The organism is Pseudomonas sp. Mb7, assembly GCF_054790525.1.
Genome location: NZ_CP186501.1, coordinates 1900182 through 1922702, shown reverse-complemented (window position 1 = coordinate 1922702; position 22521 = coordinate 1900182). Strand labels below are relative to the sequence as shown.

Below are 22521 nucleotides of genomic sequence, written 5' to 3'. Positions count from 1 at the left end.
GGTATTAGAGGAAGAAATCCAGGCGGAAGTAGATCGGTGCTTCACGCTCGGTCAGCGCATCCGGGCGTTCCAGGGAATGAGCAAACGTCACCCCGGCGGACAGGTATTTGCCACGGGCAAACAGGTCCAGCGAGTTGCTCGACATGCGCCCGTGCTGATCGCCGTTGTAGCGACCGTTCTGGATCACACCCTGGTCGTAACCGAGGCTTGTGCCGTATTCAGCGAACACCGGTTGCAGCCATTCGATGGTCACCGGGCGCGACCAGCGCAGATCGTTGCGCCAGTAACCACCGCTGTCGCCCGACAGCGACTGATCCTTGTAACCACGAATCGACGACGAGCCACCAAGGCTGGTGCGTTGCGGGCTGAACAACACATCTTCACTGCGCTGGCCGGTCATCAGGCTGCTGAAGCTGAACGACTCGCCCCACAACTTGAACGGCTGCAGGTAGCTCAGGGTGGCGGTGTATTTGCGGTAGCGTGCATTTGGCTCACCCGGGCCCGGATCGTGACTGCCCTGCGCGTCGAAGGCGCCAATGCCTTCTTGCATACCCGCGTCAAAGTTGACGAAGGCACTGCCGATCCGACGACCGTGGTTGAAGCCGAACTGCGCTTCGCTGATGCGGTTGCTGCTCAGCTTGAGTTTGCTGTCTTCGATGAAGTTGTTGGTGCGCAGATACGACAGACCCGCGCTGAGCGAGGTCTTGCTGACGGCGTCGCGGTGGATCACCCGCTCGGCGCGCAACTGATGGTTTTCGCTGTCGCCGGTCTGTTTGAAGTTGTAGAGGTTGGCGGCGATTTGCGAGCGGTATTCGCTCTGGCTGTAGGTGTAGCTGAAGGTCCACCAGCCCCACGGCAAGCTGTAGTTGAGCATGGCGTTACGCGAGGTGTGCTGATGATCGGACATCGCATCGTGACCGCCGCGTAGGCTCAACTGATCGGCCAGGCCAAGCGGGCTGTCCCAGTCAAACGTGGTGCCCCACTGCTGCTCACCGGTGCTGCGCTGGCCGTCGTTGTTGCGTGACAGCCCGACTCGCCATGGCTTCTGCGGGGTGTTGTTGACCAGCACTGCACTGCCACCGACATTCTGCCCGGGCGCCAGCTCCATTTTTGCCTGATTGGATGGCAGACGATTGAGCTGATCGACCATCTGCTCGATCTCGCGCAGATTGACCAGGTCACCGGTTTTGCCGGGGAAAGCCATGGCCAGTTCGCGCTCCGAGAGCTGGCTGTTTTCCGCGCCTTTCATGCCTTCAAGTTTGCCTTCGACCACCAGCACTTGCAGATGCCCGGTGGACAGATCCTGCTGTGGCAGGTAGGCGCGGCTGGTGACCAGGCCTTTCTCGATGTAGTGATCGGTGATGACTTTGAGCAGCTCGTTGAGCTGCGGCACACCGAGGCATTCACCGATATAGGGTTTGAGCAGACGAGTCTTGTCGCGCTCGGAAAGACTGTCGGCCCCTTTGAGTTCGATGTCTTTGATCGGGAAACAGCGGGTATCGGTGGGGGCTGCCGGTTGCGCAGGCCTGGCATCTTTGCCGGGCAGATCCTTGAGTTCTTCAAGGCGCCGCTGCTGCTCTTCGAGCAGGCGGTTCTGGCGATCACGGATGAGGTCGGTGTCGCCGGGTGTAGGGGCGGCAACGGCAATCTGGAGTGGAGAAAGGCACAGCAACGCTACGCACAACCTCGCCACGAGGGCGGGTGAGGACATGTTCGATCCCTCGATACGAAAGTGACATCAAAATAGTGGCGCGATATTAGATGGCCATCATTTTGACGTCAAACTATCGTTTAAACCTTTTGTCGGGTTTGTATCAAGAATTGAACAAACGGGGCCATTGCAGCCCCGCGATGCTTCTGACTGGCTTACCCGCGAATACGGTGCTCATCAAAAGCATAATCTTCCTGGCAATCCGCCGAAGGGCCTTTCTCCACATTGACGTAATGCACCGTGTCAGCATCAGTAAGCTTGTAGGTGTAAACATCAGGCGCAGCGACGCCATTGGTTCTCAGCACACTCTTGCCATTGGTAGCTGTCCAGGTGCCATGCTCGGTTTGCACCTTCTGTGTCTGCTTGGCGTCGCGGAAAAAGGTTATGGAGAAAGTACCGTCGGCGTTGAACTGGTTTTTCCAGGACATGAACTGGCATTTGCCGTTTTCGTCGCGCTGACCTTTCCATGAACCGACCAGCGATGGGTCAACGACCGGCTTATTAGTGGCGCAGCCAGACAATGTGGCGGCCAGAATGATAAGTGCCAGGGAGAGATTCCGTTTCACAGGGTATTTCCTTTTTTTCGATAAATTCAGTGCGCTGTGCGTGCCGACTCAACTCTTTACGAGCGTGCGCTGCCGGGGCTGAGTAACGTCATAAACATGCTGTTCGCAATGCTCACCGCTGAACTGGAACTCCACCTGGTAGACCTTGCCACGCTCGGGAGTGAAAACAGTGGTCAGCGGCCCACAGGTATAAATCCCCCCCGTAACCCGGCTGTTCGAATACCCCGAAATTTCAAAGGGCTTGTCGGCATCCGCTTGTGCCTCCACTTGTGGGAAGCGCTTGACCGTGGCGCTGTTGGCCACTTCATTGAGCTTGGCGATCCAGCCGAAAACATGGCCCCGACCTGAATCGACGACGGTGCCAAGCACCTCCATGCGACGGTCAGGGTCATCCGCACGCCGGATGGAAAACTCCACCGGATTGGTGCCACCCGTGGCCTTCATGATGACCTTGGCGTGCTGGTCATCCGTGGCAACGGTGTTCTGGCCCAACTGAACACCGTCTTTGAGCAGGCTCGGGGAGGAATCCCGAACAGTGGAATGGCAGCCTACAAGCGTGAAAATCACAGCCAGAGGCAGTAATGCGCGTTTATTCACGGACGAAGTTTCTCGATTAAGGACTGGCGCCAAGGATGACATCAGAATAGCGGCGCGATATTAGTTGGCCATCATTTTGACGTCAAACCTTTGTTCGTCAGTGCTCAACACCCAGTCGCGTCGCGACGTCATCGGGTGCAAGCAGGCGACCATCGGCCGAGGTCAACGCCAGCTTGCGAATCGGCTGACGATCCTTTGCATCAACCATCACCGACCCCGGCTCACCCGGCGCGTACATGAATTCACCGCCCCACTGCGACAGCGCGACGATCACGGTCTGCAAGGCTTTGCCACGCTCAGTCAGCACGTATTCCTTATAAGCGCCGCCGTCGGCGGCTGGCATCGCTTGCAGAATCCCCTGCTCCACCAGCCCCTTGAGGCGCGCGCTGAGCATGTTTTTCGCGATATCCAGACTCTTCTGGAAATCATTGAAACGCCGGATGCCATCCAGCGCATCACGAATGATCAACAACGACCACCAGTCACCGATCAGATCCAGCGTGCGGGCAACCGGGCAGGCATTGCCCTGCAGACTTTTGCGTTTCACGTAAACGTACTCCCTCGATTCAGTAGGCGGCCGGGCGGCCTTGAGTTGCATCATACAACTCTGGCGCGGATCCACGACCGAGCCGACCTAAAACCAGCACCTGCATACAAGTAGCCGGATCGCTTTGCGTTGATAGTGAATGTCGCCATTTCGGCATCACTCGCGATCCCTGACGCAGGAGTTTCCATGAGCACCTTCACCACGCAAGACGGTACCGAGATTTACTACAAGGATTGGGGCAGCGGTAAACCTGTGCTGTTCAGCCACGGCTGGCCGCTGGATGCCGACATGTGGGAATACCAGATGGAATACCTAAGCAGCCGTGGCTATCGCACCATTGCCTTTGATCGTCGCGGTTTCGGCCGTTCCGATCAGCCGTGGACCGGATATGACTACGACACCTTCGCCGATGACATCGCGCAGCTGATCAACCATTTGGACCTGCGTGACGTGACGCTGGTGGGCTTTTCCATGGGCGGCGGCGACGTCAGCCGCTACATCGCCCGGCATGGCAGCGAGCGCGTTGCCGGTCTGGTGTTGTTGGGCGCGGTGACACCGCTGTTCGGCAAGAAAGCCGACTTCCCGCAGGGCGTCGATACTTCAGTGTTTGACGGCATCAAGGCCGGCCTGCTGCAGGATCGTGCGCAGTTCATCGCCGACTTCGCCGCGCCGTTCTACGGCACCAACCAAGGCCAGAAAGTCTCTGACGGCGTGCTCACGCAAACCCTGAATGTCGCCCTGCTTGCCTCGCTCAAAGGCACCGTGGATTGCGTCACTGCGTTCTCGGAAACCGACTTCCGCCCGGACATGGCGAAAATCGATGTACCGACGCTGGTGATCCATGGCGACGGCGACCAGATCGTGCCGTTCGAAACTACCGGCAAACAGGCGGCGGCGCAGATCAAGGGCGCTGAACTGAAGGTTTACGCCGGGGCGCCGCATGGTTTTGCGGTGACGCATGCGCAGGCCTTGAATGAGGATCTGCTGGCGTTTCTCCAGCGCTGAAAAACCCCACGAACAAGTCCGTCAGATCACTTTGACGGACTTTTTGCGGCTCTGCGTCTCGACCGAGACGATCTATCGTCGGGGCATTACCGAGTAAAAGGGAGTCGGCATTTGCTTGCGTTTTGCCGATAATGGCAACCGCACGGACTGCGTGAAGGTCCGCTGCAAACGCACCCAGACGATCATTACGCCGTTTTGACATTTTTTTCCCAGTCCGCTTCGTAGGGTGCGTTATCCGGCCAAACAGGAACCTGCCCATGCCCCCTTCCGACTTCAACGAAATAGACGAAGACATCGCTAACCAAGCCGCTGACTGGTGCATGCGCCTGCACGATAACAATTGCCCGCTGGCTGAACGTCAGGCTTTCCAGCACTGGATCCAGCTCGACCCGCGCCACGCTTTCGAATACGCAAAAATGCTCGAAATCTGGGATCTCAGCGGCCAATTGCCGGATGAACCCGAAACAGCGAAAAAACTCCTGACCGGCGACAAACCAGCGCACAAAGGTTCGCGCGAAATATAGGGGCCACGCTCGCCCCTCTCTCCCCCGCTCCAACAACTGAAAGCCGCGTATTCAAAGGCTTTCGCCCCTCTGCATCAGAATTTTATCTTCACATCCCAGCTTAATAATATTTTACCGATATCCCCCTCCTCCCTAGTCTGACCTCAAGCCAAACGGACAAGCCAACAGCGGCCCGAATCCCACTGCCTTGCTAGGAAGGATGTAGAGATGACCCCTGAAATAATAAAAACAGACACGCTGATCGTGGGTGCCGGCCAGGCAGGCGTCGCCATGAGCGAGCACCTGAGCAAACTCGGCGTGCCGCACCTGGTGCTGGAGCGCAATCGCATTGCCGAACGCTGGCGCACCGGGCGCTGGGACTCGCTGGTGGCCAACGGCCCGGCGTGGCACGACCGCTTCCCGGGGCTAGAATTCGATGACGTCGATCCCGACGGTTTCGCCCCGAAAGAACGTGTGGCTGACTATTTCGAAGCCTATGCGAAGAAATTCAATGCGCCGATCCGTACCGGCGTTGAGGTGAAAAGCGTGGTGCGCAATGTCGGTCGCCCGGGTTTCACTGTCGAGACCTCCGAAGGTGTGATCGAAGCCAACCGTGTTGTCGCCGCTACCGGGCCGTTTCAGAAACCGGTGATCCCGGCGATTGCCCCGCAAGACGAACGTCTGTTGCAGATCCATTCCGCTGACTACCGCAACCCGCAGCAACTGCCGGCAGGCTCAGTGCTGGTGGTCGGTGCCGGTTCTTCCGGCGTGCAGATCGCCGATGAGCTGCAACGTGCCGGCAAACAGGTTTACCTGTCGGTCGGCGCCCATGACCGCCCGCCTCGCGCTTATCGCAACCGGGATTTCTGCTGGTGGCTCGGCGTGCTCGGCGAGTGGGATCAAGCGGCGATGAAACCCGGTCGTGAGCACGTGACCATCGCAGTCAGCGGCGCTCATGGCGGTCGCACCATCGATTTCCGTGGTCTGGCCCATCGCGGCATGACCCTGGTCGGCGTCACCGAATCGTTCAATAACGGCGTGGTGACTTTCAAGCAGGACCTGGTCGGCAACCTCACTCGCGGCGACGAGAATTATCTGGCGTTGCTGGATGCCGCCGATGCCTACATCGAGCGCAACGGCCTCGATCTGCCGGAAGAACCAGAAGCGCGCGAAACCTATCCCGACCCCGAGTGCGTGAAAAATCCGCTAGCCGATCTGGATCTGGCCAAGGCTGGCGTCACCGCGATCATCTGGGCCACCGGGTTTGCCGTGGATTACTCGTGGTTGCAGGTCGCAGCGTTCGATGACAAGGGCAAGCCTGTGCATCAGCGCGGCGTGTCGAGTGAGCCGGGGGTGTATTTCCTCGGTCTGCCGTGGCAGTCGCGCCGTGGCTCGTCATTTATCTGGGGCGTTTGGCACGACGCCAAACATGTCGCCGACCACATCGCCACCCAGCGCAAGTACCTCGACTACCGCGATGCCGAACAGCGCGAGGCCGAGTTGCACCAGAACAGCCACAGCAAAGCCGCCGACACCGTCGACGCTTGATAGCCCTTTACGCCCCGGCGCCGATTGCGCCGGGCATACCTTCTTCAGGAGCCGTTCATGAGCCAGCCCACCCACACTCGCATCCGCATGTTCAACACCAAGGACACCTACCCGAACCAGACACTGGACAACGACCTGTGCCAGGCCGTGCGCGCCGGCAACACCGTGTATGTACGCGGTCAGGTCGGCACTGATTTCGACGGCAATCTGATCGGTCTGGGTGATCCGCGCGCGCAGGCAGAACAGGCCATGCGCAACGTCAAGCAACTGCTCGAAGAGGCTGGCAGCGACATGAGTCATATCGTCAAGACCACCACATACCTGATCGACCCACGTTATCGCGAGGCGGTGTATGGCGAAGTCGGCAAGTGGCTCAAGGGTGTGTTTCCGATTTCCACCGGACTGGTGGTGTCGGCGCTGGGGCAGCCGCAGTGGTTGATGGAGATTGATGTGATTGCGGTGATTCCTGAGTAAGGCATCACACCGAGTCGCGGCTATCGCTGGCAAGCCAGCTCCCACAGGGTTTGGAGTTGTTTGAAGGTTTTTTGATCGACCCCAAACCTGTGGGAGCTGGCTTGCCAGCGATGAGGCCCTCAAGGACAACATCTTCCTAGTAAGGAGTAAGCAGATGACCTTTTCAATCACAGCCCGCTGCGCCGAAACCGGTCAGTTCGGTGTCGCCATCAGTTCCTCCAGCATCGCCGTCGGTGCCCGTTGCCCGTGGCTGCTGCCGGGTGTTGGCGCGGTGTCGAGCCAGAACATCACCCTGCCGTCCCTCGGCCCGGAAGTCCTCGCGCTGATGGAGCAGGGTCTCGCCCCTGACGACGCGCTGGACAAAGTCCTCACGCGCAACGGCTACAGCCAGTACCGCCAGATCACCGCGATCAACCACCTCGGCCAGACCGCACATTTCAGCGGTGCGCAAACCCTCGGTGTGCACAACGCCGTCAGCGGCGAACAGTGCGTCGCCGCCGGCAACATGCTTGCCGGGCGTTCGGTGATCGAAGCCATGGTCAGCGCCTTCGAGGACGGCGAAGGTCAACTCGCTGATCGTCTGCTCAAAGCCCTGCACGCCGCACAAGCGCTCGGTGGCGAAGCCGGCCCGGTGCACTCCGCCGCTGTTGTGGTGGTCGGCGAGCAGACCTGGCCGATCGTCAACCTGCGCGTCGACTGGGCTGATGAAGACCCGATCGGTCAGTTGCAAAAACTCTGGAACGCTTACGAGCCGCAGCTTCAGGACTACATCGACCGCGCCCTCGATCCGGCCAAGGCGCCGGGTTATGGCGTGGCCGGTGATGACCGATGAACAGCGTCGAGTTGCTCAAGGCGCTGGTGGGGTTCGATACCACCAGCCGTGAATCCAACTTGCAACTGATCGAATTCGTTCGCGATTACCTCGAAGGTTTCGACGTGCCATGCGCGCTGATCTACAACGATGAGCGCAGCAAAGCCAACCTGTTCGCCACGATCGGCCCGGTGGATCAACCGGGCATCGTGCTGTCCGGGCACACCGATGTGGTGCCGGTCGATGGTCAGCCGTGGACGCTGCCGCCGTTCGAACTGACGGAACGCGACGGCAAGGTGTTTGGGCGCGGTACCGCAGACATGAAGGGTTATATCGCCTGCGTGCTGGCCTTGGTGCCGTTGCTGGTTAAAACGCCGCTGCGCCTGCCGGTGCACATTGCCTTGTCCTATGACGAAGAAGTCGGCTGCCTCGGCGTGCGTTCGTTGCTCAAGGTCTTGCAGCAACGCCCGATCAAACCGTTGCTGTGCATCATCGGCGAACCGACCGAATTGAAACCGGTGCTCGGCCACAAGGGCAAACTGGCAATGCGCTGCGATGTGCAGGGCCATCCTTGCCATTCGGCCTATGCGCCGCTCGGGGTCAACGCGATTGAATACGCCGCCGAACTGATCGGCGAACTGGGTCGCCTCGGCCAGCAACTGAAAGCGCCGGAGCATCACGATGCGCGCTTCGACCCGCCCTACAGCACGGTGCAGACCGGTGTGATCAGCGGCGGCAAGGCCTTGAACATCGTGCCCGCCGATTGCCGTTTCGATTTCGAGATCCGCGCCCTGCCCTCGCAGGATCCAGCGCTCGTCGCCGAAGCACTGAAAGCCTACGCCGAGCGCGAAGTGCTGCCGCGTATGCGCGCGGTCAGTGCGCAGAGTGATATTCGCTTCAGCGCCTTATCGGCGTATCCGGGGCTGGCCACCGATGCGCAAAGTCAGGCCGCTGAGTTGATCTCTGCGTTCTGCGGTTCAACGGATTTCGGCACCGTGGCCTTCGGCACTGAAGGCGGGTTGTTTGATGCAGTAGGCATTCCCACCGTGGTGTGTGGCCCCGGCAGCATGGATCAGGGTCACAAGCCCGATGAGTTTGTCAGCCTCGATCAGTTGCAGGTGTGCGATCAGATGCTTCAGCGCATGCTTGCGTTTATCAGTGATTGAACCCCGGCCCGACCGCCCTCACGGGTGCACTCGGGCCAGTTCTTCGCGGCAATGATCGACAAACAACTGCGCCGGTTTGGTCAGTTGCACCCGGCGCAGCCAGGCCGCCGACAATCCCGAACCGGTGACGTTTTCCGCCAGCGGCACGCACACCACTTGCTGGCCGTCGTAGGTGTAGTCGCTGAACGGTTTGGTCACCAGAATCGAAAAGCCGAAACCGTTGCCGACCATACCGCGCACCATTTCGATCGACGGTGAGCTGAAGACGATGTTCGGCGTCAGTCCGCGTTCCTCGAAGATGCTCACGAAGTAGGTGCGGCTCGGCACCACGTCGAGCAGGATCATCGGTTCCAGCACCAGATCATCCAGCGAGACCTTTGCCTGTTGCGCAAAGCGGTGGCTGGCCGGCAGCAACGCATAAGGCTGCTGCGGTGGCATCAGCGGCGTGGTTTCGATGGTGCTGTCCAAGTCGTGTTCAAACATCATCGCCACGTCGATGCTGCCGGCGGTCAGGGCCTGTACCAACTCTTGTTGTTCGCCATCACGAATGCGGATTTCCACCCCTGGCCAGCGCGCCTTGAAGCCGGCGATCAAGCGCGGCAAGTACAGCGGTGCGACGGTTTCGAAACAGCCGATATCGATCTGCCCTGCGACCACGTCATTATCGGCCAGCGCGTTTTGTTCAAACTCGTGAGCCACCCGCAGCAGCTCCAGCGCCTTGCGATAAAAGCGCGAGCCACTGGGCGTCAGCGAGACGCCTTGGGCGTGGTGACGGATGAATAACTGCACGCCGAAGCTTTCTTCCAGATGCTTGATCGCGGTGGAGACCGACGGCTGCGCGATGTAGAGCTTGCGCGAGGCCTCGGCGACGCTGCCGCAGTCGGCCGTGGTGACGAAGTATTTGAGCTGGCGCAGGTTATAGGCAGCCATGTGAGTCTCCCGAAGAGCGCGAGTGTTCGCCCTGTTTCCCTGGCGCACGATCAAGCTTGAACATACCGGACGCGGGCGCCAGCCGAAGCATATTTTTTTTAAGGTCTGTAGCAACAAACTTACTAATTTATCAATCCCGACGCTTTGCACATGATCACTTCAACAAGAAATGCGCCGCCCATGCCGGCGCTTGCCGAAGTACGTCCACGTACTCATCCTTGCCTTGGAGTTCGTCATGGCTATCCCTGCAGCAACTTCCGCTCCGCTGATTGAAAAACACACGATAGGATACGTGCCCCCCGAAGATCGCCACGGAAAGGTCAGGGATCTGTTCACGCTGTGGTTCGGCGGCAATATCGCGCCGTTGCCCATCGTCACCGGTGCACTGGGCGTGCAGTTGTTTCACTTGAATCTGCTCTGGGGCATCGTCGCGATTCTCGTCGGCCATTTGGTCGGCGGCGTGTTGATGGCGCTGCACTCGGCGCAAGGCCCACAGATGGGCATCCCGCAGATGATCCAGAGCCGTGCGCAGTTCGGCTCCCTCGGCGCGTTGCTGGTGGTGTTGATTGCCGGCGTCATGTACATCGGCTTTTTCGCCTCCAACATCGTGCTGGCCGGCAAGTCGCTGCATGGCGTGGTCGACAGCGTTCCGGTGCCGGTCGGCATCGTCATCGGCGCAGTCGGTTCTGGGATTATCGGCATCATTGGTTACCGCTTCATCCACGTGCTCAACCGCATCGGCACGTGGGTGTTGGGGATCGGCATCGTTGTCGGTTTCGGCTACATTTTCACCCATATTCAGACTGACGACTTCCTCACTCGCGGCAGCTTCAACCTGTCCGGCTGGCTGGCCACTGTGTCGTTGGCGGCGTTGTGGCAGATCGCGTTTGCGCCTTACGTGTCTGATTATTCGCGTTACTTGCCGGCGGACGTTAGAGTCTCGTCGACGTTCTGGACCACGTATCTGGGTTCAGCGCTGGGGTCGAGTCTGGCGTTCATCTTCGGTGCCGTCGCGGTGCTGGCAACGCCCGTCGGCATGGACACCATGGACGCGGTGAAACTCGCCACCGGTTCCATTGGCCCGCTGATGCTGGTGCTGTTTCTGCTCAGCGTAATCAGCCACAACGCCCTCAACCTCTACGGCGCGGTGCTGTCGCTGATCACCCTGGTGCAAACCTTCGCCTACCGCTGGATTCCTACCGCCAAAAGCCGTGCGGTGATCTCGATCATCGTGTTGCTGGCCTGCTGCTTTGCCGCTGTCGGCGCCTCGAAAGACTTTATCGGCCACTTCGTCGACATGGTGCTGGTGTTGCTGGTGGTGTTGGTGCCGTGGACGGCGATCAACCTGATCGACTTCTACGCAATCCACAAAGGTCAGTACGACATCCAGTCGATCTTCCAGGTCGACGGCGGCATCTACGGCCGCTACAACCCGCAGGCGTTGCTGGCTTACGCGATCGGCATCGCCGTGCAGATCCCGTTCATGAACACGCCGCTTTACGTCGGCCCGGTGTCGGCGCACATCAACGGCGCGGACCTGTCCTGGCTGGTGGGGCTGCTGGTGACCTCGCCGTTGTACTTCTGGCTGGCTAACCGCGACACGTCCTATCGGCGGCGGATGATGGGCGGGAAACTGGCGAGCAGTCTGTGATTTTGACCTGATGAACAACCAAGGCCCGCCCAGTGCGGGCCTTGTCTATTGCGGTGTGGTATTACTTCAGGCCTGACGATTATTGGGTAAGGGAAATCCAATGCTGCGAATACTGGGTAAAGCCTCATCGATCAACGTGCGCAAAGTCCTGTGGACTTGCGCTGAACTGCAGATTCCTTTCGAGCGTGAAGACTGGGGTTCGGGATTCAGATCGACGCACGATGCGCAGTTTCTCGCGCTCAATCCCTGTGCCATGGTGCCGGTGATTCAGGACGGCGACTTCACGTTGTGGGAATCGAACACGATCATTCGTTATCTGGTGTCGCGCTACGACGGTTCGCACCTCTACCCGACTGACGCGCAAACACGGGCGCGGATTGATCAGTGGATCGACTGGCAAGCGTCGGAGCTGAATCGCTCGTGGTCGTACGCTTTTCTGTCTCTGGTGCGACAGTCGCCTGAGCATCAGGACAGCGCCGCACTGGCGGTCGGGATTGAGCAATGGTCGAAGAACATGGCAATCCTCGACCGGCAACTGGAGAAGACCGGCGCCTACGTCAGCGGCGAACAGTTTTCCCTGGCGGACATTCCCATCGGGCTGTCGGTGAACCGCTGGTTCGAAACCCCACTGGCTCACCCGGATTTTGCCGCAGTGAAAGCCTATTACAATCGCTTGAACCTGCGCCCCGGCTACGTGCTGCACGGTCGCAACGGCACGCCGTGATCGCGGTTATTTGCTTTTGAACGCCTCACGCCGCGCCTGCCGTTCGGCGGCGTAGGCTGCTTGTGGCTGGCTGATCAAATCTTGCCGACGCAACGGTTCACCGCAGTGCTCGCACAGCGGCCCGAGGCCGGCGTCGTGGTTGCAGTTTTTGTGGGTCATGTTCACCGCCAGTCCCTCCTCCGGTGCCTTGCACCAGGTCTCTCCCCACGCCCGCAACGCGATGATCACCGGGTAGAACGCCTCACCTTTCGCCGTGAGGTGGTACTCGTAGCGTTTCGGCCTTTCGTTGTACAACCGGCGCTCAACCAGCCCCTCCGCTTCTAGGCATTTCAGACGCGCGGCAACCATCTGCGGCGTACCGCCGGTCTGCGCCTGGATCTCGTCATAGCGATGATTGGCCATGAACAACTCGCGCAAAACCAGCACGGTCCAGCGGTCGCCGACGATCGTCTCGGCCCGGGAAATCGGGCACAGCGTATCGGGAAGACTATCGTTTACTGCCATCAGGGCTTGCCTCTTTTACAGTTACTATGATTATCATATCTACACGATGCCGGGACAAGCCCTGTGCACCGATAATCCCATTGCCGGAGCAAGCAGCCATGTCGAATACCCCCTATCCGCTGGACAGAACCGCCTACCTGTTGGTCGATCCGTACAACGATTTTCTCTCGGAGGGCGGCAAGATTTTCCCTTTGATCAAACCCATGGCCGAGCAGAACGGCCTGCTCGACAACCTGCGCAAACTCGATCGCACGGTGCGCGACCTGAACATTCCGGTGGTCATCGTACCCCATCATCGCTGGGAAAAAGGCGACTACGAAACCTGGGACCACCCGACCCCGACGCAATGCAAAATCATGCACATGCATCATTTTGCCCGGGGCGAATGGGGCGGCGAATGGCACCCGGATTTCGCCCCGAAGGATGGCGATATCGTGGTTCAGGAGCATTGGGGTTCCAGTGGATTCGCCAACACCGACCTGGATTTTCGCCTGAAGCAGCAAGGCGTCACCCACGTAATCATCGTCGGCCTGCTGGCCAATACCTGCATCGAAGCCACCGCGCGCTATGCCTCGGAACTGGGCTACCACGTCACCCTGGTACGCGATGCAACAGCGGCCTTCAAAGCGGAAATGATGCACGCCGCTCACGAACTCAACGGCCCGACATTCGCTCACGTGATTGCCAGCACTGACGAACTAATTGCCAACCTCCAATCCCAGGGTGAAGCGCAATGAATCTGACCGGCCATTTGCTGATCGGTGCGGCGGATGTCGCCGCCACCGAAGGCACGATGAAAGCGCTGAACCCGGCCACCGATCAACGGATAGAACCGGACTTCGCTTTCGGCGGTGCGGCACAGGTTGATCAGGCTGCAACACTCGCCGATGCCGCGTTCGACCACTACAGCCACACCTCGCTGGCCGAGCGTGCCGCGTTTCTCGAGAGCATCGCTGACAACCTCGATGAGGTTCGTAGCGAACTGGCGGCACGCGCGGCACTGGAAACCGGACTGCCCGAAGCACAGCTTGAGGGCGAAGCTTTGAGAGCCGCGATCCAGTTCCGCCAGTTCGCCGATGTGGTGCGCCGGGGCCGCTTTCTGCAATTGGCCATCGACCCGGCGCAACCCCAGCGTCAGCCGCGCCCACGGATGGATCATCGCTTGCAAAAAATCGCCATCGGCCCGGTGGCGATTTTCGGCGCGAGCAACTTCCCGATTTCCTATTCGGTGGCAGGTGGCGATACCGCGTCGGCACTCGCGGCCGGGGCACCGGTGATTCTCAAGGCACACAACGCGCATCCCGGCGCCTCGGAAATCCAGGCCCGCGCCATTCGTAAAGCCGTGCAGGCGCATGGCTTGCCCGAAGGTGTTTTCTCGATGGTGCGTGGTGGCGGCAATGCCATTGGCGAAGCGCTGGTCGATCATCCGCTGATCAAGGCTGTGACGTTTACCGGATCTGAACAGGGCGGCATGGCGCTCTATCGCCGCGCGCAATTGCGCCCCGAGCCGATCCCGGTATTCACCGAAATGACCAGCGTCAACCCGACCTTCATCCTGCCCGAGGCCATGGCGGCTCGCGGCACCGAGATCGGCGACGGCTTTATCGAGCGCATGCTGGTCAACGTCGGTCAGGCCTGTTTGTGTCCGTCGATCCTGATTGCCATCCGTGGTGCCGGGTTTGAAGAGCTGCGCAGCGCCATGCGCAAACGGGTCAGCGCGGCATCGGCGCGGACAATGCTGACGCCGGGCATTCATGGTGCCTACGTCGAGGGTCTGATGGCGATGGAAGGTGCCGGCGCGCAGGTGATCGCGACAGGCACGCCGGCCGATGCCACGTTCGCCGGACGTGCTGCGTTGCTGCAAGTCGAGGGACACCAATTGCTCAGTGAACCGGGATTGGCCCACGAAGTGTTCGGCCCGTCGGCGCTGCTGGTGGCGGTCACTGATGCCGAGGAACTGCTGGCGGTCGCCCGCTCGTTCAGGGGACAGCTCAGCGCTGCCATCCACCTTGAAGAGGTGGACCTGGAACTCGCGCGGCGCCTGCTGCCGATCCTCGAACGCCGCACCGGACGCATCGTGGCCAACGCCTTCGCGCATCCACAGGAAGTGACGTACGCCACGGTGCACGGCGGGCCGTTTCCGGCGACGTCGGACAGCCGTTTCACCTCGGTCGGCATGACCTCGATCGAACGCTTCTTGCGTCCCGTGACTTATCAGGGTTTTCCGGATGAGTTGTTGCCACAGCCGTTGCGCGAGGGCAATCCGCTGCAACTGCCACGTAGCGTCGACGGGCAATAACAGCGATCCAGTGCGCGGCGGACGCGATCATGCATCTGCGCGCACCACCCCGCGCTCTTCCAGCAAGCGCACAAACATGCTCAGACTGCGCGATACCGTGCCCCGTCGCCACACCAGCCAAGTGGTCAGATAACGAAAGTCCGCGGCCAATGGCCAGACGCTGACGGTCGCGCTGCCGGGCATGCTCTGCAGCATTTTGCGCGGCATCAGCGCCAGACCTGCACCGGCGCTGACGCAGGCGAGCATGCCGTGATAGGACTCCATTTCGAAGATCTTGCCCGGTACAGCGGCGTCGGTGCTGAACCATTTTTCAAAGTGGTGACGGTAGGAACAGTTGGAACGGAAGGCATAAATATTCTCGCCGTTGACATCCGCCGCGCGCTTGACGGGCGCGTGGCTGATCGGGGCGATGATGACCATTTCTTCCTCGAACGCCGGCACGCCTTCCAGCGTTGGATGCAGCACCGGGCCGTCGACAAACGCTGCAGCCAGACGCCCGGACAGCACGCCGTCGATCATCGTGCCCGAGGGGCCGGTCGAGAGGTCGAGATCGACCTTGGGGTGCAATTGGTTGTACGCCGCGAGCAATTCGGGAATACGCACCGCCGCCGTGCTTTCCAGCGAGCCTAACGGAAACGCGCCCTGCGGTTCCTCCCCCGCCACCGTCGCCCGGGCCTCTTGCACCAGGTCGAGAATCCGTCGCGCGTATTCAAGAAAACTCCACCCGGCCGGCGACAGGCGCAAACGGCTTTTCTCGCGGATAAACAGATCAACGCCCAGATCCTGCTCAAGCTGCTTGATCCGCGTGGTCAGGTTCGACGGCACGCGATGAATCTGCGCGGCGGCGGCGCTGATGCTGCCGTGCTCGGCAACGGCTTTGAAGATTTCCAGCTGCACCAGATCCACAGTCATTCTCCAATCGTGAAAGAAACGATCTTTATTATTCAGTTTCCAGAAAACAAACACCACCCTACTCTAGGCCCATCCGACGAACATGCAGGACGATGCCATGAGCCAGATTTCCAGCCAGACCCACGCCATCTCGATCAACCCCGCCACCGGCGAGCAGATCGGTCACTACGCATTTGAATCCGCCACTGCCCTTGACGCTGCGCTGACCCGCGCCGCCTATGGCTTTGGCAAGTGGAAGCGCAAGCCGCTGCAGGATCGCTCGCGTTTATTGACCGCCCTCGCCGGTGCTCTGCGCGAAACCAGCGAAGCCATGGCCACCATGATCACTCAGGAAATGGGCAAGCCAATTGCTCAGGCCCGTGGCGAAATCGAGAAATGCGCCAAGCTTTGCGAGTGGTACGCCGAACACGGCCCGGCCATGCTCGACGCCGAACCAACGCAAGTTGAAGGCGGCAAGGCGCGCATCGAATACCGTCCGCTCGGCCCGATCCTCGCAGTGATGCCGTGGAACTTCCCGATCTGGCAAGTGCTGCGCGGCGCCGTACCGGCGCTGATCGCCGGCAACACGTACGTGCTCAAACATGCGCCGAACGTGATGGGCAGCGCCTACCTGTTGCGCGACGCGTTTACTCGCGCCGGTTTCGCTGATGGTGTGTTTGAAGTGATCAATGTCACCCCGGAAGGCGTTTCCACCGCGATTGCCGATTCGCGCATTGCCGCCGTGACCCTGACCGGCAGCGTGCGTGCCGGCATGGCCATCGGCGCTCAGGCCGGTGCCGCGCTGAAGAAATGCGTGCTGGAACTCGGCGGTTCCGACCCGTTCATCGTGCTCAACGACGCCGATCTGGATGAAGCCGTGCAAGCCGCTGTGATCGGTCGCTACCAGAACTCCGGTCAGGTCTGCGCAGCAGCCAAACGGCTGATCATCGAAGAAGGCGTGGTCGAAGAATTCACGCGTAAATTCGTCGAAGCCACGCGCAAGTTGAAGGTCGGTGATCCGCTGTCCGCCGAGACCTACATCGGTCCGATGGCACGTTTCGACCTGCGTGATGAACTCGACCAGCAAGTGCGCGACACCCTTGAAGAAGGCGCAACGCTGTTGCTCGGCGGCGGCAAGTCTGAAGGCCCGGGCAACTACTACGAGCCGACCGTGCTGGCCGATGTCACCGACCGCATGACTTCGTTCAAACAGGAACTGTTCGGCCCGGTCGCCTCGATCATCACCGCCCGCGATTGCGCGCATGCCGTGGCCTTGGCCAACGACAGCGAGTTCGGCCTGACCGCGACCATTTACACCGCCAACGTGGCACTGGCCCAGCAACTGACCAGCGAACTGGACACCGGCGGCGTGTTCATCAACGGCTACTCCGCGAGCGATCCGCGCGTGACCTTTGGCGGCGTGAAGAAGAGCGGTTTCGGACGTGAACTGTCGCACTTCGGCGTACGCGAGTTCTGCAACGCGCAGACCGTGTGGCTGGATCGTAAGTAATCCAGACACCGGAAAACCCTGTGGGAGTGAGCCTGCTCGCGATAGCGGTACATCAAGCGATGAAGATGCTGAATGCACCGGCCCCATCGCTGGCAAGCCAGCTCCCACAATGACTGCGGTGTAACCACTGATGCTGCAGACACCCTGGAACCCTGTGGGAGCTGGCTTGCCAGCGATAGCGGTGCATCAGTCGACATTTATGCCAACTGATACTCCGCTTTCGCGAGCAGGCTCGCTCCCACATTGGCTTTATGCGGCAGCCTGTTGTGGCTCGACGACGCTGCGATCTTTGCTCAACAATCCCAGCACCACCGCCGCCGATGCGAGGGTGATCACCGTCAGGATGTGCAGCAGATACTGAAACGCCGCCGCATAACCTTGCACCAAACGTTCATTGGCCAGACCTGGCACGGTGTTGATCGCATGCGCCATATCGCCGGTGGTCACCCGGTGCGCGGTCTCGGCGATCAGCGACGCCTCAGCGCTGCCTGTCACTGCGTGCAGGGCACTCGACAGATCAGCGTGCAGTAATGACGCCAGCACTGCCGCCACAATCGCCAGAGCAATCCCCTCACCCGCCACGCGCACGGTACTGAAGATGCCCGCCGCCATGCCGGCGCGCTCTTTCGGCACGACACTGACCGACAAACCATCCATCAGCCCCCACGGTAAACCGGCGCCCATGCCGATCAGCAGCATCGGCACCACCAAGGCGATTTTCGGCTCACCGACGTTGTACAGACTCAGCCAATGCAAGCCCACAGCGGCCATCAGGAATCCGGCACCGGACAAGATGCCGGCGGAAACGAAGCGCGCCAGCGATGCGGCCAGCATCGGCACCACCAGCATCGGCGCCGACAACGCCAGTAACAGCAGACCGGCGTCTATCTCGCTCAGCCCCTCAACGCCGATGAAGCGCAGCGGCAACATCACCACCAGCACGATGTAGCAGAAACAGGTGCCGATCGGCAGCATCTGCACGCCAATGAATCGCGGATAACGGAACAGGGTCAGATCAAGCATCGGCCGTTCGACACGCATTTCGACGATCACGAAGGCGGCCAGCAGCACCGCCGAAGCGCACAGCAAACCGAGCACAAGTGGACTGTCCCAACCACTGTCCGGCGCCTGGATCAGGCCAAACGTAAACAGCGCCAGCATTGCGCTGAACAGCAGCGTGCCCGGCCAGTCCAGCCCTTTGGCATGCGGGTCGCGGGTTTCACGCATGCGCGGCACACCGAAAACCAGCGCGATGATTCCAATCAACGCGGTAAAGACAAAAATCGCCCGCCAGTTGAAGGCCTCGATCAACGCGCCGGCCACCAGCGGACCGAAAGCCAGACCAATGCCGAACGTAGTGCCGAGCACGCTGTACGCCCGGGTTCGGGCATGGCCTTCGAATTCTTGCGCCAGCGCCGCCGAGCCGCTGGCCAGCGCCGCCGCTCCCGCCACTCCTTGAACCGCGCGCAACGCATCCAGCCAGAACACCGACGGCGCCAGACTCTGCGCGATCGAGGCGGCGGTGAACAGCAGCATGCCGAAGGTAAACAGGCGTTTGCGTCCGTACACGTCAGCCAATGCGCCGGCGGCCATCAGCAAACTGCCGAACGACAACATGAACGCATTGGTGATCCAGGTCAGCGCCACCGGACTGCCGCCCAGATCGCGGCCAATGGCCGGCGTCGCCACCGCGCCTCCGGTAAAACTTAACGGCAGAACCAGCGCCGAGAGGCACACGGCCGCCAGTATGAGCAACTTGTCGCGCGTTCCGTGCGGCGGAGTCATAGCGTTCATCATTCCATCCCTTGAGCAATCACAGTGCTGCATAACGCAGCGAATAAGGCGCGAAAACCGCAGAAAATTCCACCGAAGTTTGCGCACGAAAAAGATGAGAGCGAGCAACCTCGCTCTCACAGCTCCGGCGTTCAGTTGGCGAAATCGGTAGACAGCGCCAGCTCATTCCACTCGGCCAGTTCTTGCGCCACCAACCGATTCTTCGCCTCGATCCGCGCCACCGTGTCACTGCCCAGCGCCAGGCGTTGCGGCGGATTCGGTGCATTGACCAGCGCCAGCATCGCCTCGGCAAACTTCTGCGGATCACCCGGTTGCGCATGGTTGGCCGCCTCGGCGAACGCACGCATCTTGCCAACGGTTTCGTCATAGTCCGCCAGCTCAAGCCGGGTTTTGATCAGCGACTGTTCATCAAGGAAATCCGTGCGGAAGAAGCCCGGCTCGACCACCGTGGCTTGAATGCCCAGCGGCGCCAGTTCCTGATGCAGCGCTTCGGTGATGCCTTCGACGGCAAATTTGCTCGAGCCGTAAACACCCCAGCCCATATAAGCCTGGTAGCCGCCGATCGACGAGATGTTGATCACCCGGCCACTGCGTTGCGCCCGCATAGGCGGCAACACCGCGCGGGTGACGTTGAGCAGGCCGAACACGTTGGTGGCGAACAGGCGCTCTGTCTCGCTGGCACTGGTTTCTTCCACCGCGCCGAGTACGCCAAACCCGGCGTTGTTGATCAGCACATCGATACGGCCAAACCGCTTGATGCCTTCGGCAACCGCTTGGTGCGCTTCGTCTTCACGGGTGACGTCGAGACGCACCGCCAGCAGGTTTGGTTGCTCGCCGAGGCGGTCAGTGATGTCTTGCGGGTTACGTGCAGTGGCGATCACCGCATCGCCGGCACGCAGGGCGCGTTCTGCGATCAAGCTACCAAAACCCCGGGAAGCGCCAGTAATGAACCAGGTACGCATATCAACCCCTCCTGTCTGCGACCCTAGCGGTGGTGCCGGGGTCTTCTTGATGAGTTGAAGCGACTTTAAGGCCGTGTTACTGATGTGATAATCCCAACAAATTTGCATGACTTTGTGAAAGGCATTCACAGATGAAAACCCCTTCAGCGGCAGATCTTTCGGTATTCCTCTGCACCGCTCAGCAGTTGAATTTCAGCAAAGCGGCAATCGAGCTAGGCCTGACGCCGTCCGCGTTAAGCCATTCGGTAAAGGCACTAGAGAATCGTCTTGGCGTGCGCCTGTTCAATCGCACCACTCGCAGCGTGGCATTGACCGAGGCTGGCGAGCGTCTGTATGCGCGGTTGAAACCGGCGTTTCGTGATATCGACGATGCGCTGGAAGACCTCAACCATTTCCGCGATAAACCCTCGGGCAACCTGCGCATCACCTGCGGACGGCAAGCCTGTGAACTGGTGCTGCTGCCGATTGCCAGCGAGTTTTTGCTGGCCTATCCAGACATCCGTCTGGAAGTGGTCGAGAGCGATGCGCTGCTGGATATCGTCGCCAGCGGGTTCGATGCCGGCGTGCGCTTCGGCGATCGCCTTGAGGCTGACATGGTGTCGCTGCCGATCGGCCCGACAATGCGTTCAGTGGTCGTTGGTTCACCGGCGTTTTTTGCACGCCACGCAGCACCGCAAAAACCCGAAGACCTGCACGGACTGCCGTGCATCCGCCACCGCTTTCCCAGCGGCTCGATGTACCGCTGGGAACTCGAACGTGGCGGCATCGCCCAGGAAATCGAAGTCAAAGGCCCGTTAACCCTCGGCGATGTCAGCCTGATGGTCGGGCCCGCGCTGCAAGGGCTGGGCCTGGCCTATGTGTTCGAAGACATGGTCAGCGAACACCTGGCCAGCGGGCGTCTGCTGCAAGTGCTGGGAGACTGGTGCCCGTTCTATCCGGGCCTGCACCTGTACTACCCGAGCCGGCGTCATGTGCCAGCACCGCTCAAAGCGTTTATCGACTTCGTGCGCAACCGGCGCTAGGCGTTTACAGATACTTGAGCCAGCCGATGTCGCGGCGACGGGCCTTCAATGCCGAGAACCAGCGCACGGCCGGGAACAGCGCAATTGACAGAAGCGCTGCCGCCAGCCAGATCGCCGCCACTGACGAGAAGCCGAAATAGCTGCCCTGATTCAGCCCGAACAGGGCCACACCGATCAGGTACAACACCTTCAACGCGTACAGATGCAGCAGATAGAAAAACATCGGCGCCGAACCGAACACAGTCAGCCAGCGAATCCAGCGGCGATCCTGCAAGCGTTCGAATGCCAGTAGCAGCAACAGCCCGACGCTCACGGTCAGCGCGATAAACAACAACGACGGCGGGTACTTGGTGATGTTGAAAAAACTCATCAGGGTTTGCACCGACGTGTCACCCACGACCCATGGTTTTTCGCCATAGCCGTTGATCAGCCGCAAGCCGACAAAACCCAGCAGCCCGGCGCTACCCGCGATCAGCAGGTGGCACTGACGCAAACCTGCTTCAACGCCACGAGCAAACCACGGCCCGAGCGCATAACCCAGACCGATCACACCGATCCACGGCAGTAACGGATAGGAGGTGCGCAGGCGCAGATTTTCGCTGACTTCGATCCAGCCGCGATCATGCAAAATCGCCCACGGCACATGCAGCGCCGACTCCACCGGGAAATGCACCGCGTCGAGCAGGTTGTGTCCGGCGATGATCATCAGGCTCAACGCCAGCAACAACCAGCGCGGCAGCCACACCAGCAATGACAAGGCGATCATGCTCAAACCGATCGCCCAGATCACTTGCAGATAAATCACGCTCGGTGGCAGTTGGAAGGTCCACGCGAAGTTCACCAGCGTGAACTCCAGCACCACCAGAAACAGACCGCGCTTGAACAGAAACGCACTGACATCGGCCTTGCCTGCGTACTTTTCGCCGAACAACCACGCCGACAATCCCGTCAGCAGCACGAACACCGGCGCACACAGATGCGCCAGCGTGCGACTGAAAAACAACGCCGGTTCAGTGCTGGCAATGTCCATCGGGTCGGCGACCTGGCGGTGCAGCAAAAAAGTTTCGCGCACGTGGTCGAGCAGCATGAACAGAATGACCAAGCCTCTGAGGGCGTCAATGGACAGCAGCCGGCCAGTGGGCGAGGCAGAACGGGGGAGCGCAATTGTCATGAGCGTTTCGCAATCGAAGGGTTAACAGCGGGCGCCGACAAGGACTGCCCTGAAAATTTTGCGTTACCTTATAACACTAAAAAGCAAAATCCAAAGCCCAATCGATAGCAATTCTCAGAAAACCGCAGCCGATCA

Annotated in this window: 22 protein-coding genes; 12 read left to right on the top strand and 10 right to left on the bottom strand. The window is 60.2% G+C overall.

Features of this window, described 5'->3' with window-relative positions:
- Positions 1–4: 4 nt before the first annotated feature.
- The 4 genes from ACOYXH_RS08905 to ACOYXH_RS08890 all read right to left on the bottom strand — a co-directional run bounded on the left by ACOYXH_RS08905 (position 5) and on the right by ACOYXH_RS08890 (position 3421).
- On the bottom strand, positions 5–1711 hold the full coding sequence (locus tag ACOYXH_RS08905) for a ShlB/FhaC/HecB family hemolysin secretion/activation protein (protein WP_460410530.1): 1707 nt from the start codon (positions 1709–1711) through the stop codon (positions 5–7).
- A 155-nt stretch (positions 1712–1866) separates the two neighbouring features.
- A complete protein-coding gene (locus tag ACOYXH_RS08900; protein WP_095050056.1) occupies positions 1867–2277 on the bottom strand; it encodes a lipocalin-like domain-containing protein in 411 nt (136 codons plus the stop codon).
- Positions 2278–2325: 48 nt separating this feature from the next.
- Positions 2326–2874, bottom strand: a complete 549-nt coding sequence (locus tag ACOYXH_RS08895; RefSeq protein ID WP_095050131.1) for a hypothetical protein — start codon at positions 2872–2874, stop codon at positions 2326–2328.
- A gap of 97 nt (positions 2875–2971) precedes the next feature.
- A complete protein-coding gene (locus ACOYXH_RS08890) occupies positions 2972–3421 on the bottom strand; it encodes a winged helix-turn-helix transcriptional regulator (RefSeq protein ID WP_220558631.1) in 450 nt (149 codons plus the stop codon).
- Positions 3422–3607: 186 nt separating this feature from the next.
- On the opposite strand from ACOYXH_RS08890, the gene ACOYXH_RS08885 reads away from it, so the two are divergent.
- The 6 genes from ACOYXH_RS08885 to argE all read left to right on the top strand — a co-directional run bounded on the left by ACOYXH_RS08885 (position 3608) and on the right by argE (position 8928).
- Positions 3608–4426, top strand: a complete 819-nt coding sequence (locus tag ACOYXH_RS08885; protein ID WP_460064175.1) for an alpha/beta fold hydrolase — start codon at positions 3608–3610, stop codon at positions 4424–4426.
- Between the two features lie 257 nt (positions 4427–4683).
- Positions 4684–4950, top strand: coding sequence for a FecR/PupR family sigma factor regulator (locus ACOYXH_RS08880; RefSeq protein WP_460064173.1), 267 nt, complete (start codon positions 4684–4686; stop codon positions 4948–4950).
- Positions 4951–5157: 207 nt separating this feature from the next.
- Positions 5158–6477: a flavin-containing monooxygenase gene (locus ACOYXH_RS08875; RefSeq protein ID WP_460410529.1), complete on the top strand. Its 1320-nt coding sequence runs from the start codon at positions 5158–5160 to the stop codon at positions 6475–6477.
- Positions 6478–6534: 57 nt separating this feature from the next.
- The gene (locus ACOYXH_RS08870) at positions 6535–6951 is read left to right on the top strand and encodes a RidA family protein (RefSeq protein ID WP_099758743.1); all 417 of its coding nucleotides are present in this window, start codon (positions 6535–6537) and stop codon (positions 6949–6951) included.
- Between the two features lie 154 nt (positions 6952–7105).
- Positions 7106–7783, top strand: a complete 678-nt coding sequence (locus ACOYXH_RS08865) for a DUF1028 domain-containing protein (protein WP_095050052.1) — start codon at positions 7106–7108, stop codon at positions 7781–7783.
- The gene (gene argE, locus ACOYXH_RS08860; protein WP_460410528.1) at positions 7780–8928 is read left to right on the top strand and encodes an acetylornithine deacetylase; all 1149 of its coding nucleotides are present in this window, start codon (positions 7780–7782) and stop codon (positions 8926–8928) included. Before ACOYXH_RS08865 ends, argE begins: the two co-directional genes overlap by 4 nt.
- Before the next feature lie 18 nt (positions 8929–8946).
- Here the strand turns inward: argE and ACOYXH_RS08855 are convergent, their stop codons facing one another.
- Positions 8947–9858 carry a LysR family transcriptional regulator gene (locus tag ACOYXH_RS08855; protein ID WP_095125698.1) on the bottom strand — a complete coding sequence of 304 codons (912 nt, stop codon included), beginning with the start codon at positions 9856–9858 and terminating at the stop codon, positions 8947–8949.
- Between the two features lie 235 nt (positions 9859–10093).
- Between ACOYXH_RS08855 and ACOYXH_RS08850 the strand changes: the two genes are divergently transcribed.
- Positions 10094–11509, top strand: a complete 1416-nt coding sequence (locus tag ACOYXH_RS08850; protein WP_460410527.1) for a purine-cytosine permease family protein — start codon at positions 10094–10096, stop codon at positions 11507–11509.
- 100 nt (positions 11510–11609) lie between these two features.
- Entirely contained in the window at positions 11610–12233 is a 624-nt protein-coding gene (locus tag ACOYXH_RS08845; RefSeq protein ID WP_258709662.1) for a glutathione S-transferase family protein, read from the top strand.
- Positions 12234–12239: 6 nt separating this feature from the next.
- Here ACOYXH_RS08845 and ACOYXH_RS08840 read toward each other — a convergent pair whose 3' ends face one another.
- Complete coding sequence (locus tag ACOYXH_RS08840; RefSeq protein WP_099758736.1) at positions 12240–12737, bottom strand: winged helix-turn-helix transcriptional regulator; 498 nt, start codon at positions 12735–12737, stop codon at positions 12240–12242.
- 98 nt (positions 12738–12835) lie between these two features.
- Here ACOYXH_RS08840 and ACOYXH_RS08835 point away from each other — a divergent pair, with 98 nt between their 5' ends.
- Positions 12836–13474, top strand: a complete 639-nt coding sequence (locus ACOYXH_RS08835; protein ID WP_095050046.1) for a cysteine hydrolase family protein — start codon at positions 12836–12838, stop codon at positions 13472–13474.
- On the top strand, positions 13471–15036 hold the full coding sequence (locus tag ACOYXH_RS08830; protein WP_460410525.1) for an aldehyde dehydrogenase (NADP(+)): 1566 nt from the start codon (positions 13471–13473) through the stop codon (positions 15034–15036). The genes ACOYXH_RS08835 and ACOYXH_RS08830 overlap by 4 nt, the downstream gene beginning before the upstream one ends.
- A gap of 27 nt (positions 15037–15063) precedes the next feature.
- On the opposite strand, the gene ptrR is transcribed toward ACOYXH_RS08830, so the two are convergent.
- On the bottom strand, positions 15064–15942 hold the full coding sequence (ptrR, locus tag ACOYXH_RS08825) for a putrescine utilization regulator PtrR (RefSeq protein WP_095050129.1): 879 nt from the start codon (positions 15940–15942) through the stop codon (positions 15064–15066).
- Between the two features lie 103 nt (positions 15943–16045).
- On the opposite strand from ptrR, the gene ACOYXH_RS08820 reads away from it, so the two are divergent.
- Entirely contained in the window at positions 16046–17437 is a 1392-nt protein-coding gene (locus tag ACOYXH_RS08820) for an aldehyde dehydrogenase family protein (RefSeq protein WP_460064161.1), read from the top strand.
- Positions 17438–17686: 249 nt separating this feature from the next.
- On the opposite strand, the gene ACOYXH_RS08815 is transcribed toward ACOYXH_RS08820, so the two are convergent.
- Both ACOYXH_RS08815 and ACOYXH_RS08810 read right to left on the bottom strand, forming a co-directional pair.
- Positions 17687–19231, bottom strand: a complete 1545-nt coding sequence (locus tag ACOYXH_RS08815) for an MFS transporter (RefSeq protein ID WP_460064159.1) — start codon at positions 19229–19231, stop codon at positions 17687–17689.
- A gap of 131 nt (positions 19232–19362) precedes the next feature.
- Positions 19363–20193, bottom strand: a complete 831-nt coding sequence (locus ACOYXH_RS08810; protein ID WP_460410524.1) for an oxidoreductase — start codon at positions 20191–20193, stop codon at positions 19363–19365.
- 131 nt (positions 20194–20324) lie between these two features.
- Here ACOYXH_RS08810 and ACOYXH_RS08805 point away from each other — a divergent pair, with 131 nt between their 5' ends.
- Entirely contained in the window at positions 20325–21215 is an 891-nt protein-coding gene (locus tag ACOYXH_RS08805; protein WP_460064157.1) for a LysR family transcriptional regulator, read from the top strand.
- A gap of 4 nt (positions 21216–21219) precedes the next feature.
- Here the strand turns inward: ACOYXH_RS08805 and ACOYXH_RS08800 are convergent, their stop codons facing one another.
- The gene (locus tag ACOYXH_RS08800) at positions 21220–22386 is read right to left on the bottom strand and encodes a DUF1624 domain-containing protein (protein ID WP_460410523.1); all 1167 of its coding nucleotides are present in this window, start codon (positions 22384–22386) and stop codon (positions 21220–21222) included.
- Positions 22387–22521: the final 135 nt, after the last annotated feature.

What these genes read in the sequence shown, in the direction of transcription:
- ACOYXH_RS08885 (WP_460064175.1), top strand. Translation starts at nt 3,608, where the DNA reads ATGAGCACCTTCACCACGCAAGACGGTACCGAGATTTACTACAAGGAT.
- ACOYXH_RS08810 (WP_460410524.1), bottom strand. Translation starts at nt 20,193, where the DNA reads ATGCGTACCTGGTTCATTACTGGCGCTTCCCGGGGTTTTGGTAGCTTG.
- ACOYXH_RS08845 (WP_258709662.1), top strand. Translation starts at nt 11,610, where the DNA reads ATGCTGCGAATACTGGGTAAAGCCTCATCGATCAACGTGCGCAAAGTC.
- ACOYXH_RS08850 (WP_460410527.1), top strand. Translation starts at nt 10,094, where the DNA reads ATGGCTATCCCTGCAGCAACTTCCGCTCCGCTGATTGAAAAACACACG.
- ACOYXH_RS08880 (WP_460064173.1), top strand. Translation starts at nt 4,684, where the DNA reads ATGCCCCCTTCCGACTTCAACGAAATAGACGAAGACATCGCTAACCAA.
- ACOYXH_RS08820 (WP_460064161.1), top strand. Translation starts at nt 16,046, where the DNA reads ATGAGCCAGATTTCCAGCCAGACCCACGCCATCTCGATCAACCCCGCC.
- ACOYXH_RS08830 (WP_460410525.1), top strand. Translation starts at nt 13,471, where the DNA reads ATGAATCTGACCGGCCATTTGCTGATCGGTGCGGCGGATGTCGCCGCC.
- ACOYXH_RS08905 (WP_460410530.1), bottom strand. Translation starts at nt 1,711, where the DNA reads ATGTCCTCACCCGCCCTCGTGGCGAGGTTGTGCGTAGCGTTGCTGTGC.
- ACOYXH_RS08875 (WP_460410529.1), top strand. Translation starts at nt 5,158, where the DNA reads ATGACCCCTGAAATAATAAAAACAGACACGCTGATCGTGGGTGCCGGC.
- ACOYXH_RS08805 (WP_460064157.1), top strand. Translation starts at nt 20,325, where the DNA reads ATGAAAACCCCTTCAGCGGCAGATCTTTCGGTATTCCTCTGCACCGCT.
- ACOYXH_RS08840 (WP_099758736.1), bottom strand. Translation starts at nt 12,737, where the DNA reads ATGGCAGTAAACGATAGTCTTCCCGATACGCTGTGCCCGATTTCCCGG.
- ACOYXH_RS08870 (WP_099758743.1), top strand. Translation starts at nt 6,535, where the DNA reads ATGAGCCAGCCCACCCACACTCGCATCCGCATGTTCAACACCAAGGAC.
- ACOYXH_RS08835 (WP_095050046.1), top strand. Translation starts at nt 12,836, where the DNA reads ATGTCGAATACCCCCTATCCGCTGGACAGAACCGCCTACCTGTTGGTC.
- argE (WP_460410528.1), top strand. Translation starts at nt 7,780, where the DNA reads ATGAACAGCGTCGAGTTGCTCAAGGCGCTGGTGGGGTTCGATACCACC.
- ACOYXH_RS08800 (WP_460410523.1), bottom strand. Translation starts at nt 22,386, where the DNA reads ATGACAATTGCGCTCCCCCGTTCTGCCTCGCCCACTGGCCGGCTGCTG.
- ACOYXH_RS08865 (WP_095050052.1), top strand. Translation starts at nt 7,106, where the DNA reads ATGACCTTTTCAATCACAGCCCGCTGCGCCGAAACCGGTCAGTTCGGT.
- ACOYXH_RS08855 (WP_095125698.1), bottom strand. Translation starts at nt 9,858, where the DNA reads ATGGCTGCCTATAACCTGCGCCAGCTCAAATACTTCGTCACCACGGCC.
- ACOYXH_RS08815 (WP_460064159.1), bottom strand. Translation starts at nt 19,231, where the DNA reads ATGAACGCTATGACTCCGCCGCACGGAACGCGCGACAAGTTGCTCATA.